At 70.4% G+C, this 12,990-nt stretch carries 13 protein-coding genes; 4 read left to right on the top strand and 9 right to left on the bottom strand.

Annotated elements, in window-relative coordinates; all coding sequences use genetic code 11:
* Positions 1-131: 131 nt before the first annotated feature.
* On the bottom strand, positions 132-971 hold the full coding sequence (locus tag ACWD10_RS08685; RefSeq protein ID WP_451088423.1) for an arginase family protein: 840 nt from the start codon (positions 969-971) through the stop codon (positions 132-134).
* Between the two features lie 266 nt (positions 972-1,237).
* On the opposite strand from ACWD10_RS08685, the gene recA reads away from it, so the two are divergent.
* Both recA and recX read left to right on the top strand, forming a co-directional pair.
* Complete coding sequence (recA, locus tag ACWD10_RS08690) at positions 1,238-2,383, top strand: recombinase RecA (protein WP_451088425.1); 1,146 nt, start codon at positions 1,238-1,240, stop codon at positions 2,381-2,383.
* A 3-nt stretch (positions 2,384-2,386) separates the two neighbouring features.
* Positions 2,387-3,220 carry a recombination regulator RecX gene (recX, locus tag ACWD10_RS08695; protein WP_451088427.1) on the top strand — a complete coding sequence of 278 codons (834 nt, stop codon included), beginning with the start codon at positions 2,387-2,389 and terminating at the stop codon, positions 3,218-3,220.
* Positions 3,221-3,256: 36 nt separating this feature from the next.
* Here recX and ACWD10_RS08700 read toward each other — a convergent pair whose 3' ends face one another.
* The 8 genes from ACWD10_RS08700 to ACWD10_RS08735 form a co-directional block, all read right to left on the bottom strand.
* Positions 3,257-3,709: a rhodanese-like domain-containing protein gene (locus tag ACWD10_RS08700; RefSeq protein ID WP_451088797.1), complete on the bottom strand. Its 453-nt coding sequence runs from the start codon at positions 3,707-3,709 to the stop codon at positions 3,257-3,259.
* Entirely contained in the window at positions 3,700-4,284 is a 585-nt protein-coding gene (locus tag ACWD10_RS08705) for a cysteine dioxygenase (RefSeq protein ID WP_451088429.1), read from the bottom strand. The genes ACWD10_RS08700 and ACWD10_RS08705 overlap by 10 nt, the downstream gene beginning before the upstream one ends.
* A 160-nt stretch (positions 4,285-4,444) precedes the next feature.
* The gene (locus ACWD10_RS08710) at positions 4,445-4,531 is read right to left on the bottom strand and encodes a putative leader peptide (protein WP_451088799.1); all 87 of its coding nucleotides are present in this window, start codon (positions 4,529-4,531) and stop codon (positions 4,445-4,447) included.
* A gap of 32 nt (positions 4,532-4,563) precedes the next feature.
* Complete coding sequence (locus tag ACWD10_RS08715; RefSeq protein WP_451088431.1) at positions 4,564-6,390, bottom strand: FAD-dependent monooxygenase; 1,827 nt, start codon at positions 6,388-6,390, stop codon at positions 4,564-4,566.
* A gap of 291 nt (positions 6,391-6,681) precedes the next feature.
* Positions 6,682-7,623, bottom strand: a complete 942-nt coding sequence (locus ACWD10_RS08720; protein WP_451088433.1) for an amino acid ABC transporter permease — start codon at positions 7,621-7,623, stop codon at positions 6,682-6,684.
* Entirely contained in the window at positions 7,620-8,267 is a 648-nt protein-coding gene (locus tag ACWD10_RS08725; protein ID WP_451088435.1) for an amino acid ABC transporter permease, read from the bottom strand. The genes ACWD10_RS08720 and ACWD10_RS08725 overlap by 4 nt, the downstream gene beginning before the upstream one ends.
* 97 nt (positions 8,268-8,364) lie before the next feature.
* Positions 8,365-9,285 carry a glutamate ABC transporter substrate-binding protein gene (locus ACWD10_RS08730; protein ID WP_451088437.1) on the bottom strand — a complete coding sequence of 307 codons (921 nt, stop codon included), beginning with the start codon at positions 9,283-9,285 and terminating at the stop codon, positions 8,365-8,367.
* Positions 9,286-9,437: 152 nt separating this feature from the next.
* A complete protein-coding gene (locus tag ACWD10_RS08735) occupies positions 9,438-10,214 on the bottom strand; it encodes an amino acid ABC transporter ATP-binding protein (RefSeq protein WP_451088439.1) in 777 nt (258 codons plus the stop codon).
* Positions 10,215-10,549: 335 nt separating this feature from the next.
* Between ACWD10_RS08735 and ACWD10_RS08740 the strand changes: the two genes are divergently transcribed.
* On the top strand, positions 10,550-11,266 hold the full coding sequence (locus ACWD10_RS08740; RefSeq protein WP_451088441.1) for a response regulator transcription factor: 717 nt from the start codon (positions 10,550-10,552) through the stop codon (positions 11,264-11,266).
* A 118-nt stretch (positions 11,267-11,384) separates the two neighbouring features.
* On the top strand, positions 11,385-12,797 hold the full coding sequence (locus tag ACWD10_RS08745; protein ID WP_451088443.1) for an ATP-binding protein: 1,413 nt from the start codon (positions 11,385-11,387) through the stop codon (positions 12,795-12,797).
* Positions 12,798-12,990: the final 193 nt, after the last annotated feature.

A 12,990-nucleotide genomic window follows, 5' to 3' on the forward strand; every position in this document is an offset into this window, starting at 1 on the left:
CTATGCCCGCACGGATCAGGAGCCGCCGAGGTGCTCCGCGCACCCGCCACCGGTACCGCTCGCAACTGCCTGTCGGTCTTGACGGACCTGCCCGTCGGTCTTGACGGAGGGGACCAGCGCACGGGCACCGCTCAGCGTCGCTCGGACCTGAACAATGCGTCGACGATCCGTCGGAGCACCGCCTCCTCCTGGTCGGCGGCTTCTGTCCGCTCGTACTCGGTGAGTGCAAGGCCGCCGAGGGTGAACTCGCAGGTCAGTGCCCGCACTGCCGCGAGCAGCTCCGCTACGCCGAGTCCGCCGGGCTCGGGTGTGCCGACGGCCGGGAATACCTCAGGGTCGAGGACGTCGAGGTCGATGTGGACGTACACCGCGTCGGCGCCGGTGGCGCGCACGGCGGCCAGGAGCGGCGCCGGGTCTGCCAGCTGCTCGACGCCGAGGTGCCGGATGCCGCGGTTGTCGACCAGGTCCTGTTCGCCCGGGTCCAGTGACCGCGCGCCCGCCAGCACCACGCGGTCGGCCGACACGCTCCGCACGGGCCGCAGGCCCTCCGGCCCGTCGCCGAGGAGCGCGCGCAGCACCATGCCGTGGAAGGCTCCGGATGGTGATGACTGCGGGGTGTTGAGGTCGGCGTGCGCGTCGAACCACACCAGCGCCAGCCGGTCCCCGAATGCGGAGAGCGCGGCCTCGACCGGGGCGAGGTCGACCGCGCAGTCGCCGCCGATGGTCACGGTTGGCTCGCCGGGCGGAACCTCGGCCAATGCCGCGCGCACCGCTCGCAGCTGCCGCTCAAGCACATCGGCGTTCCGCACACCATCCCGCGGCTCACCGGAGCTGTTGTCGAGCGCGACGGAACACCGCCGACCTGCGGGAACCAGCTCGGCGAGCCAGGTGGCCCCACTGTGCAACCGACGGGCCGTAGGTGCCCCCGACCCCTGCCACTGCGCCACCTCGAGTACGAACGGACCGGACACAACGTCCCCCCCTCCACGACGATCGACGCAGCCTACGCCGACGTCGCAGCGTGCCGTGTGGTGCGCTTGACACGAAAATCGAACATCCATTCAGATGGACGTACCAGCCGCACACCGGTCCCGAATTTCCAAGGGTTTTCCGGGGCTCTCCGGGGTTTGCCGGCAAGTTATCCACAGGCCGGAGCCGGCGTCGGGGCGCATTGTCAGTGGCAGGCGTTAGCGTCTTGGACGTGAAGCGATCGACTCAAGCAAACCGGGTGGAGCCCATGGCAGGAACCGACCGCGAGAAGGCGCTCGACGCCGCGCTCGCACAGATTGAACGGCAATTCGGCAAGGGCGCCGTGATGCGCATGGGCGACCGGACCCAGGAGCCCATCGAGGTCATCCCCACGGGGTCGACCGCGCTCGACATCGCGCTCGGCGTCGGCGGCATCCCGCGCGGCCGCGTGGTCGAGATCTACGGACCGGAGTCCTCCGGTAAGACGACGTTGACCCTGCACGCGGTGGCCAACGCGCAGAAGGCGGGCGGCCAGGTCGCGTTCGTGGACGCCGAGCACGCCCTCGACCCCGAGTACGCCAAGGCCCTCGGCGTCGACGTCGACAACCTCATCCTGTCCCAGCCGGACAACGGCGAGCAGGCCCTGGAAATCGTCGACATGCTGGTGCGCTCCGGCGCTCTGGACCTGATCGTCATCGACTCCGTCGCCGCCCTGGTCCCGCGGGCGGAGATCGAGGGCGAGATGGGCGACTCGCACGTCGGCCTCCAGGCCCGCCTGATGAGCCAGGCGCTCCGGAAGATCACCAGCGCCCTGAACCAGTCCAAGACCACCGCGATCTTCATCAACCAGCTGCGCGAGAAGATCGGTGTGATGTTCGGCTCCCCGGAGACCACGACCGGCGGCCGCGCGCTCAAGTTCTACGCCTCGGTCCGGATCGACATCCGCCGCATCGAGACCCTGAAGGACGGCACGGACGCGGTCGGCAACCGCACCCGCTGCAAGGTCGTGAAGAACAAGGTCGCACCGCCCTTCAAGCAGGCCGAGTTCGACATCCTCTACGGCCAGGGCATCAGCCGCGAGGGCGGCCTGATCGACATGGGCGTGGAGCACGGCTTCGTCCGCAAGGCGGGCGCCTGGTACACGTACGAGGGCGACCAGCTCGGCCAGGGCAAGGAGAACGCCCGGAACTTCCTGAAGGACAACCCCGATCTCGCCAATGAGATCGAGAAGAAGATCAAGGAGAAGCTGGGCGTGGGCGTGCGACCCGCCCCGGACGGCGAGCCGGGCGCGGACGCGGCGGGAGCTCCGGCCGATGCCGCGGCGAAGGACGCGAAGGAGGCCAAGGACGCGAAGTCGGTCCCGGCACCGGCATCGAAGGCCAAGTCGACCAAGGCCGCGGCGGCCAAGAGCTGACCCGTGACACGGCGAACGGAATGGCCGGAGGAACCGGCCGAACCATGCGCCGGGTACGGGGACGACACGTGGACCGACCCCGGGCGGCGGGGCCGCTCCACGCGGGGCGGCCGAGCCCGGAGCAACCGGGGGCGCGCGGCCGCGGCGAGACACGACTCGGCGACGACGGGCTACGAGGCGTGGGGCGACGCGGAGTTGGACGACCGGGCGTCGGACGGCCACACGCTGGACGGCTTCATGCCGGACGACCAGGACTGCGGTTCCCCCGACCCGTCGAGGGCCGGGGAGGGGGGACCGCGTAGGCGGGGCCGCGAGCGCGAGGCCGACCCGGCCGAGCGGGCACGGGGGATCGCCCTGCGGCTGCTCACCGGTGCCCCGCGGACGCGGAAACAGCTCGCGGACGCACTCCGCAAGCGAGAGATCCCGGACGACGTCGCCGACGAGATGCTCTCCCGCTTCGAGGAGGTCGGCCTCATCGACGATTCGGCCTTCGCGGACGCCTGGGTGGAGTCCCGGCACCGCGGACGCGGCCTCGCCCGGCGTGCGCTCGCGCGGGAACTCCGTACGAAGGGCGTCGACTCCGCAACGATCGACGAGGCCATGGGACAGCTCGACACCGAGCAGGAGGAGGCCACCGCCCGGGACCTCCTCGCCCGCAAGCTCCGCTCGACCCGCGGCCTCGACCGGGACAAGCGCTTCCGCCGCCTCGCGTCCTTCCTCGCGAGAAAGGGCTACCCCGAGGGCATGGCGCTCCGCCTGGTCCGGGAGGCGCTGGAGGCAGAAGGCGACGAAATGGGGGAGGACATGGGGGAGTTGGGGACCATGGGGGACCCGTGAGGTCGGCGGTCCCGGTCGGGCCGCGAGGCTGACTGCTCACGGACCACCACCGGGCGCGGGGGGCTCGGTGGCGGGAACGGAGACGGGGAGGCCGGCGGTGCGCCAGGACTGGAAGCCGCCGATGACGTCCGTGGCGCGATGCAGGCCGAGGTGGTGCAGGGAGGCCGCGGCCAGCGACGAGGCATACCCCTCGTCGCAGATCACCACGGGGCGGAGGTCGTGATGCGTGGCCTCCGGCGTGCGGTGGCTGCCCAACGGGTCGAGTCGCCACTCGAGTTCGTTCCGCTCGATGACCAGGGCGCCGGGGATCAAGCCGTCGCGCTCGCGGAGTGCGGCGTACCGGATATCGATGAGGAGGGCGTCATGTGACGTAAAGGCTTCATACGCGGCTCGCGGGTCGAGTCGGTCGAGGCCTTCGCGGACCCGTTCCAGGTGGTCGTCGATGGAGACGGGAGCGGGGCGGGTGGGGGTGCGGCCGGTCACTGCCAGTCCTCCGGGCGTTCGACCTGCTCCAGCCTGAGTACCGGGCCCGTGCGGCTGAACCGGCGGATCAGGGGGAGCGGCGGGTAGTAGGCGTGGACGGAGATCGCGTGGTCGGACGGGGACTCGTTGAGTACCTCGTGCACATGGTGGCGGCCGAAGGCGCGGCCGGAGCCGGTCGGCAGGTTCCGCGTGCGGTCGACGTCGGCGGCCAGTTCGAGGGACTTCCAGCCGCCGCTCGGGAGGCGCACCGCCAGGGAGTGCTCGGTCAGTTCACCCGCCGCCGTGGTGAAGGCGCCCACCGACTCGGCGTGGTCGTGCCAGCCGGTGCCGGTGCCCGGGGGCCAGCCGATGATCCAGGCCTCACTGCCGCCGGGCCCCTCGATGCGCAGCCAGGTGCGGCCTTCGGGGTCGAGCGGGAGCGAGGCGATGAGGTCGGTGTCCGCGGCGATACGGCGGACGAAGTCGAGGAGTTGTGCGGAGGTGGGAGCCGTTTCGGAGGCGTGGGGTGCCGATGTGGGTGCCGAGGTGCCTACTGAGGTGCGTACTGAGGTGGGTGCCGTTGCGGGAGCTGATGCAGACATGAGTGCCGTCCTGGAGAACGCTAGGTTCGGAAGTCCTGGAGGCCGGTCCTGAAGGCCGAAGATCGGTCGTGAAGCCCTGAGGCGGAAGCCCTGAAGCGAGGGGAGACCGGCCGTGGTCGCGGGCGCGTGTACGAGCAACGGCGCCCGCGGGAAGCGGAGTTCAGCAGGACGTGGGACACACGCAGCCCGCGTAGCGGAGCAGGTCCATATGGACCCTGCGCCACAGGCGTCGGCTGGTGTCACTCATGATCCGGAGTAGAGCACGGGACCCCGTGACGGTCAAGTGCGGTCCGCTGCCCGAACCCCTTCTGCCGGGACCTCTTCTGCCGGGACCAGTTCCTGTCCGGGCGGTCCGGCCTGCTCGACCGGTCCGGATTGCTCGACCGGTCCGGAGCGCTTGCCCTTCTCCGGGTGCTCGGCGCCGTCAGTCCGCCCGGTGTCCTCGGCAGTCGGCTCGTCGTCCGCGGTTTCGCCGCCGCCTCGTGCCGAGTCCGCCGCCGCGTACAAGTCGGCCGGGTGGACGCCCGCGAAGGCGGTGACCAGGTGGCCGTCGGGGCGGATGAGGAGGACGGTGTGGGCCGCGGCGGCGGGGTAGTTCTCGGCGACGAGTAGTTCGGCGCGAACCGGAAGGGCCGTCACGGCGGCGGCGAGGCGGGGCATGACGCCCGCGGTGAGCCAGTGGCGCCGGTCCCAGACGCTGGTGCCGGGGGCGACGAGGACGACGAGAAGCCGGTCGTGGCCGAGCCGTTCGCGGAGCCGTACCGTCGCCCCGTCGGGGGCCGTGACCGGGACGTCCGTGACCGGTGCGCCTGGTTCCATACCGACAGGGACGGTGTGTGAGGAGGCCGTAGCCGGGGAGAGGGGTGAAGCGGGGTAGGAAGGGGGCGCGCCGAGCGGGCCGCGGCCCAGATGGCCGTCGGTGAGCAGCGTGTCGTGGCCGCGGGCGGCGCCCGGGACGTAGGCGCGCAGGCCACCGCCGCCGCGCAGTATCGGAAGGGCCTGGTCGGCGGCGCGCAGCCGGGCGGCGACGGCGGTGCGGCGCTCGGCCTCGTAGCTGTCGAGCAGCGTGTCCGCGGCGCGGTCCGTCGTGCCGCGGTGCCAGCAAAGGGCCAGTTTCCAGGCGAGGTTGTCGGCGTCCCGGAGCCCTTCGTCGACGCCCTGGGTGCCGAGCGCGCCGAGCAGATGCGCCGCGTCCCCGGCGAGGAAGCAGCGCCCGGCGCGCCACTTGCGGGCCAGGCGGTGGTGGACGGTGTGGACGCCGGTATCGATCAGGTCGTACGGGGGTGTGGTGCCGCCGCACCAGCCCGCGAGGGTGTCGCGGATGCGGGCCACCAGGGCCTCGGGCGTGACGAATTCGCTGCGGGCGGGCAGCAGCCAGTCGAGCCGCCACACGCCGTGCGGGAGCGGCCGCGCGGTCACCTCGGCAGCGGCGCCCGGCCAGGGCGGCAGCCGGTGCAGGAGCCCCTCGCCGGGCCAGGGGAGTTCGGTGCGCAGGGCGGCGACGGCGTGCCGTTCGACGGCCGTACGACCCGGGAAGCGGACGCCGAGCAGCTTGCGCACCGTCGAGCGGGGGCCGTCGCAGCCGACCAGGTAACTGCCACGCCACCACGTGCCCTTGGGCCCGCGGGTGTGCACGGTCACGCCGCTCGCGTCCTGCTCCACGGAGTCGAGGCGGCTGTCCACGGCGACCCGGACGAGACACTGCTCGGCGAGGGCGGCCCGCAGGGCGGTGGTGAGGGTGTGCTGCGCGAGGTGTGCGGGGGGAGCCCCGGCGGAGTTGACGCCCGCGTCGTCCCCCGAGCCGTTCTTCGCCCCGGCTCCTGGCGCACCCCTCTCACCATCGCCCAACTCGAAGGCCAGGCAACGAAGTTCCTGCCTGCGGCGGTGGGAGCGGAAGCCGGTCCAGCGGGCGGCGGCGAGCTCCGTTCCGGTGAGGCGTTCGACGAGGTCGGCGGTGTCCGCGCGGAGCACGGCCGTGCGGGCGGCGCGCTGCTCGTCGTTCCCCGGGCCCTCGTCCAGGACGACGGAGGGGACATCGGCGCGGGCGAGCGCGAGGGCGAGCGTGAGCCCGACGGGCCCCGCTCCGGCGATGATCACCGGGTCCACGGCGTGCCGCCTCCTGCCCGGTGGTTCGTGGCGCGGGCCTGCGCGGCCTTCGTATGGGGTGGGTGGGAAAGGGCAGTTGGAGCGGGGTGCACGATCACGGAACGTATGCAACCGATTGCCGGTGCTTGCGTCAAGTGACGACCGGCGTGATCGGGGCGCGACCCCACCGCGGCGATCGCCCCCGGCCGAGCGGATCGCCGTATGCGTACGACCGAGGGCCCGGCAGGGGTGCGGCCGGGCCCTCGGCGGATCGGAGGGAAGCGGGGCCCATGGCCCGTCCCTCAGTCTTGCTCAGTCCTTGCCCACCACCGGCGTCTCGGCCGCCCGAGCACCCGGCACGGCCACCTCGTCCGGAGCCGGAGCACCTGGGGCGCCGGGGGCACCCTCGGTGGCGGCCGGTTCGGCCGCCGCGGCGACCTTGATCCCGGTCTTGGCCCGCCGCCCCCGCTTCTCGATCCAGTTCGCCAGCCACGAAAGGGCCAGGCACAGCGCGATGTAGATGACGCCGAAGACCGTGACCGTCTGGACGAACGGGTACACGCCGTTGACGGGCGTGTTGTTGGCGATCAGACGGGCCGAGTGGAGCAGCTCGGGGTACAGGATGATGTAGCCGAGCGAGGTGTCCTTGAGGGTCACCACCAGCTGGCTGATGATCGTCGGCATCATCGAGCGGATGGCCTGCGGGAACAGCACCGTCGTCATGACCTGGGTCTTGCTCATGCCGAGCGCGTACGCCGCCTCGCGCTGACCCTTCGGCACGGCATTGATACCGGCGCGCAGAACCTCGGCCTGGACACAGCCGTTGTAGATGGTCAGGCCGATGACCAGGGCCCAGAACGGGGTCATGGAGCCGAGGAGGCCGACCCAGAGCGCGAAGATCGTGATGAGCAGCGGGATCGACCGGAACAGGTCGATGAAGGCGACCGCGACCCAGCGCACCGGCTTGTGGTCGGAGAGCCGTGCCACGCAGAGCACCACGGCGAACGCGAGCGAGAAGACACCGGCGAGGGCGAAGGCCTTCAGGGTGGCGAGCAGCGCTTCGAAGATGTTCTGCCGGATGCCCGCGTAATTGAAGATGTCCCACAGGGCGGGGTCGAACTCGCCCTTCTCGTTGAGCCGCAGGATCACCCAGACGATGCCGCCGAGCACGGCGGCGGTGCCGACGACCGAGTAGATGATGTTGCGGACGCGGGCCTTGGGGCCCGGCGCGTCGAAGAGAACGCTCGCGCTCATCGGGCGACCTCCAGGCGGTGCTCCATCAGCTTGAACAGGCCATTGATGGCGTACGTGATGACCAGGTACCCGATGGTGATCCAGAAGAAGATGACGAGGATGTCGTAGCCGTCGTTGCTCAGCGTCTTGGCGACGTTGAACAGGTCGACGTTGTTGAAGGCGCCGGCGATCGCGGTGTTCTTCGTCAGGGCGATGAAGATCGAGCCGAGCGGCGGCACCACGGACCGGGTGGCCTGCGGCAGCACGATCATGCGCATCGTCTGCGTGAACGTCATGCCGAGCGAGCGGGCCGCCTCGGCCTGGCCGAGCGGCACGGTGTTGATGCCGGAGCGGACCGCCTCGGCCACGAACGCGGAGGTGTAGAAGCCGCAGGCGGCGACGGCGAGGACGAAGGAGTTCAGATCGGGGAAGAGGACCTTCGGGACGATGAAGAAGGCCACCAGGAACAGCAGCGTCAGCGGGGTGTTCCGCAGCAGCGTGACCCAGAGGGTCCCGAATATCCGCAGCGGCGGCACCGGGGAGACCCGGAATCCGGCGATGATGACGCCGAGCACCACGGCCAACACCGCGCTGACGACGGTCAGTTCAAGAGTCCCGAGGAACCCCTCGCGGAACAGCGACAGGTTGTCGAGCAGTACGTTCATGAATTCTCCGCGAGGGTTTCGCGTCGGGTCGCAGGGGCGCAAAGGGCGCGCCCCGCGCCGCGCGCTGATCGGAGCGGACGGAGCGGGGCGCGGCGGGTCACTTCGGGTCGGTGAAGGCCGGGGGCTCCTGGAACTCGGAGCCGGACTTGCCGAGGGTGGCTTCGAACGCCTTCTTGTAGTCGCCGTTCTTCTGGTGCGCCTTGATGGCGTCCGCGACGGCCTTCTGCAGTGCCTTGTCGCCCTTCTTCAGGCCGACGCCGTAGGGCTCGTCCGAGAAGGTGTCGCCGACGACCTTGAGCTTGCCCTCGTTCTGCGCGGCGTAGCCCATCAGGATCGCGTCGTCCGTGGTGACCGCGTCGACCTGGTTGTTGAGCAGCTGGGCCACGCACTCCGAGTACTTGGAGAGCTCGGTGACCTCGGCGCCGTACTTCGGCTTCTTGATGTTCTGCAGCGGCGTGGAGCCGACGATGGAGCAGACCTTCTTGCCGCGGACGGTCTCCGGGCCCTTGATCTCCTTCTCGTCCTTACGGACCAGGAGCGAGGCACCGGCGTGGAAGTACGGGCCCGCGAAGTCGACCTGCTTCCTGCGCTCGTCGTTGATCGTGTACGTGCCGATCATCAGGTCCACGTCGCCCTTGGCGACCGTGGTCTCACGGGCGCCGGAGTCGACCGTCTTCCACTCGATCTGCTTCGGCGAGAAGCCCAGGTCGGCGGCGATCATCTTGGCGATCTCGATGTCGAAGCCGGAGTACTCCTTGGAGGACTGGTCCTGGAAGCCCAGGTACGGCTGGTCCGCCTTGGCGCCGATGATCAGCTTGCCGCGCTTCTTGGCCGCCTCGAAGACCGGCGAGTCGACCTTGGCGTCCTTGTTGACCTCGTACGAGAGGGCCTTGGTGCCCGAGGTGTCGGGGCCCTTGTTCCCGTCACCGGCGGTGCCCTCCTTGCCGCCGCAGGCGGTGGCGGTCAGGGCCAGTGCGGCGACAACGGCCGCCGTGGCGGCGGACTTACGGAGCTTCATGGTGAACATCCTTTGTGTCGGCAGGTGCTGAGACGAAGACGTGGGGCGACGGTCGCCCTGGGCGGACTTCCAGCGTCCCTTCGGCGGACCCGCGGTGGGGTGGTCCCTTCGGCGGCTCTTCATTAGCCGTTCGGTGGACCCGCGGCGGACCCTCAGTGGTGAAGGATCTTCGAGAGGAAGTCCTTCGCGCGGTCGCTGCGCGGGTTGTTGAAGAACTCCTCGGGCGTGGCCTCTTCGACGATCCGGCCGTCGGCCATGAAGACGACCCGGTTGGCGGCCGAGCGGGCGAAGCCCATCTCGTGCGTGACCACGACCATCGTCATGCCTTCCTGCGCGAGTTGCTGCATGACCTCGAGAACCTCATTGATCATCTCGGGGTCGAGCGCGGAGGTCGGCTCGTCGAAGAGCATCACCTTCGGGTCCATGGCGAGCGCCCGCGCGATCGCGACGCGCTGCTGCTGTCCGCCGGAGAGCTGCGCGGGGTATTTGTCGGCCTGGGTGCCGACGCCGACGCGGTCGAGCAGCTGCCGCGCCTTTTCCTCGGCCGTCTTCTTGTCCGTCTTGCGGACCTTGAGCTGGCCGAGCATCACGTTCTCGAGCACCGTCTTGTGCGCGAAGAGGTTGAACGACTGGAAGACCATGCCCACGTCGGCACGGAGCTTGGCCAGCTCCTTGCCCTCCTGGGGCAGCGGCTTCCCGTCGATGGTGATGCTGCCGGACTCCACCGTCTCCAGGCGGTTGATGGCGCGGCACAGCGTGGACTTGCCGGAACCCGACGGTCCGATGACCACGACGACTTCGCCGCGGGCAATCGTCAGGTCGATGTCCTGGAGCACATGCAACGCGCCGAAGTGCTTATTGACGTTCTTCAGCGCGACCAGTTCGTCCACCGCCGGCCCGGCGTCCTTGGTCACTGATACTTCGGCCATGGGGGTACTTGCTCCATCCTCCTCGGTTGGGAGGACAGTAGTAACGCCGTACGACCAGCGTCATTACATCTGAGGGGAAATTGAGCATAACGATCCGGCCGCAACCGGACACTCCGCGTGAAGGGGGCGCCACTCGACGGCTCCGGCCGCCCCGGCCGCGTACCGGCTGCATAACGGAACGTTCCCGGGCCCGGGACGGCCTTGACGCGGTGCTTATCCATCGGCGTGGATGCCTTGTGCGCGGTACGCGGATACGCGCGCGGGTGCAGCCTGCACGCTGCACGGGAATCATGCCGAAACCAGGCGTCAACGACCGCTGAACCGAAGGAGGCCGGATGAGACTGCTGCTCGTCGAGGACGACGACCACGTGGCCGCCGCGCTCTCCGCGGTCCTCGCCCGGCACGGCTTCGAGGTGGTGCACGCCCGCAGCGGCGAGGAGGCGCTGCGCGCCCTGCTCCCCGCCGACCCGGCATGTGCTGAAAAATCGGACGATAGCGGACAGTTCGGGGTGGTTCTTCTCGACCTCGGCCTGCCCGACCAGGACGGCTACGAGGTCTGCGGCAAGATCCGCAAGCGCACCTCGACCCCCGTGATCATGGTGACCGCGCGGGCGGACGTACGCAGCCGGATCCACGGCCTCAACCTCGGCGCGGACGACTACGTCGTGAAGCCGTACGACACCGGGGAGCTGCTCGCCCGCATCCACGCCGTCAGCCGCCGCACCGCCACCGAGGCCCCCGGCGCCCCGGCCGACGACACCGTCACGCTCGGCCCGGTCGAGATCGAGCTGCCCACCCGGAAGGTGAGTGTGGCCGGTGAGACGGTGCAGCTGACCCGCAAGGAGTTCGACCTGCTCGCGCTGCTCGCGCAGCGGCCCGGTGTGGTCTTCCGGCGGGAGCAGATCATCAGCGAGGTGTGGCGCACCAGTTGGGAGGGGACCGGGCGCACCCTGGAGGTGCACGTCGCCTCGCTCCGGTCCAAGCTGCGGATGCCCGCGCTGATCGAGACGGTGCGCGGGGTCGGGTACCGGCTCGTCGCCCCGGCCGCGTAGGCCGTTCATGGACCGGTCACGGGCAGAGGCGGCACAGGCGGCTCAGGCGGCCAAGACGGCAGAGGCAGCTGTGGCAGCAGAGGCGGTCGTGGCGGCAGAGGCAAAGGCGTAACGAACGGTGCGTTCCCGACTCCTTCCGCTGCTCATCGTCCTCATGGCGGGCGTGCTGCTCGCGCTCGCCTTTCCGCTCGCGACCAGCCTCGCGGCGGCCGAGCAGCACAAGGTGGTCGTCGACCGCATCGACGACACGGCGCGCTTCGCGTCCCTCGCGCAGTACGTCACCGAACGCCCCACCGGGTCGCGGCGCATCTACAAGGACGAGCGCCAGGCCACCCTCCAGCAGCAACTCGAGCGCTACCACGAGGTGTACGGCATCAGAGCCGGCGTCTACTACCGCGACGGTGACGTCATGGCGAGCGCCCCCAGCTGGGACGTGCCGGTGGACGGCGAGGGCCGTGACGCCTTTGAGGAAGCCCTGGCCGGGCGCGGCAGCCATGACCCGCAGCAGGTCTGGCCCTGGCAGCGGCGGCGCCTCTTCGTCGCGTCGTCGGTGATCCGCGACGGTGACGTGGTCGCGGTCGTGGTCACCGACTCGCCCACGGGGGAGATGCGTTCGCAGATCCTGGGCGGTTGGCTGGTGATCGGCGGGGGCGTGGCCGCGGCGATGTTCCTCGCCATAGGGGCCGCGCTGCGGCTCACCGGGTGGGTGCTCCGACCGGTACGGGTGCTCGACGCGACCACGCACGACATCGCCACGGGGCGGCTGAAGTCGCGGGTCTCGGCCGCCGGGGGGCCGCCGGAACTGCGGCGCCTGGCCCGGTCGTTCAACGAGATGGCGGACCATGTGCAGGACGTTCTGGAGCAGCAGCGGGCGTTCGTCGCGGACGCCTCGCATCAGTTGCGCAATCCGTTGTCGGCGCTGCTGCTCAGGATCGAACTCCTTGCTTTGGAGCTGCCGGAGGGGAACGAGGAGATCGCCTCCGTGCGCACCGAGGGCAAGCGGCTCGCGCAGGTCCTCGACGACCTGCTCGACCTGGCCCTCGCCGAGCACACCGAGCCCCATCTGCGCCTTACGGATGTGGGCGAGCTGGCCGCCGAACGCGTCGACGCGTGGCGGCCGCTCGCCGAGGAGCGCGGGGTGGTTCTGGAGTGCGAGGGGCGGGGTGCGGTGACGGCCTGGGCGGATCCGGTGGCGCTGTCCAGTGCGCTGGACGCGGTGGTGGACAACGCGCTGAAGTTCACGCCGGAGGGGGAGCGGGTGACGGTGACGGTGGCGTCCGACAGCGCTATGGCGACGGTGGTCGTGGCGGACGGGGGGCCGGGGTTGACCGAGGACGAGCTGGAGCGGATCGGGGATCGGTTCTGGCGGAGTGGCCGCCACCAGAATGTGAAGGGTTCGGGGTTGGGGCTCTCCATTACGCGGGCGTTGCTGGCGGCGGGCGGGGGGTCCATTGGGTACGCGCCGAATTCGCCTTATGGGTTGCGGGTGACGGTGTCGGTGCCTCGAGACGCGCCGTCGGGGCAGGGCTGATTTTTCCCCAGCCCCGCCCCTTCCCGAAATCCTGCGGAGCTTCGGGGGCTGCGCCCCCGGACCCCCGCTGTCATCGCGCTGAACGCGCTCGTCCTCAAACGCCGGACGGGCTGATAGGCGAGCCCCTCCGGGTGGGTGGGGGAGGCGGGGGTGGGAGGAGCGGGGGTCCCCGGGGGGGCATCCATCAGCGGCT

This window comes from Streptomyces sp. NPDC002851, assembly GCF_053591935.1.

Coding starts and splice junctions, on each gene's coding strand:
- recA (WP_451088425.1), top strand. CDS start 1,238: ATGGCAGGAACCGACCGCGAGAAGGCGCTCGACGCCGCGCTCGCACAG.
- ACWD10_RS08705 (WP_451088429.1), bottom strand. CDS start 4,284: ATGTCTGCATCAGCTCCCGCAACGGCACCCACCTCAGTACGCACCTCA.
- ACWD10_RS08710 (WP_451088799.1), bottom strand. CDS start 4,531: ATGAGTGACACCAGCCGACGCCTGTGGCGCAGGGTCCATATGGACCTG.
- ACWD10_RS08720 (WP_451088433.1), bottom strand. CDS start 7,623: ATGAGCGCGAGCGTTCTCTTCGACGCGCCGGGCCCCAAGGCCCGCGTC.
- ACWD10_RS08725 (WP_451088435.1), bottom strand. CDS start 8,267: ATGAACGTACTGCTCGACAACCTGTCGCTGTTCCGCGAGGGGTTCCTC.
- ACWD10_RS08730 (WP_451088437.1), bottom strand. CDS start 9,285: ATGAAGCTCCGTAAGTCCGCCGCCACGGCGGCCGTTGTCGCCGCACTG.
- ACWD10_RS08735 (WP_451088439.1), bottom strand. CDS start 10,214: ATGGCCGAAGTATCAGTGACCAAGGACGCCGGGCCGGCGGTGGACGAA.
- ACWD10_RS08740 (WP_451088441.1), top strand. CDS start 10,550: ATGAGACTGCTGCTCGTCGAGGACGACGACCACGTGGCCGCCGCGCTC.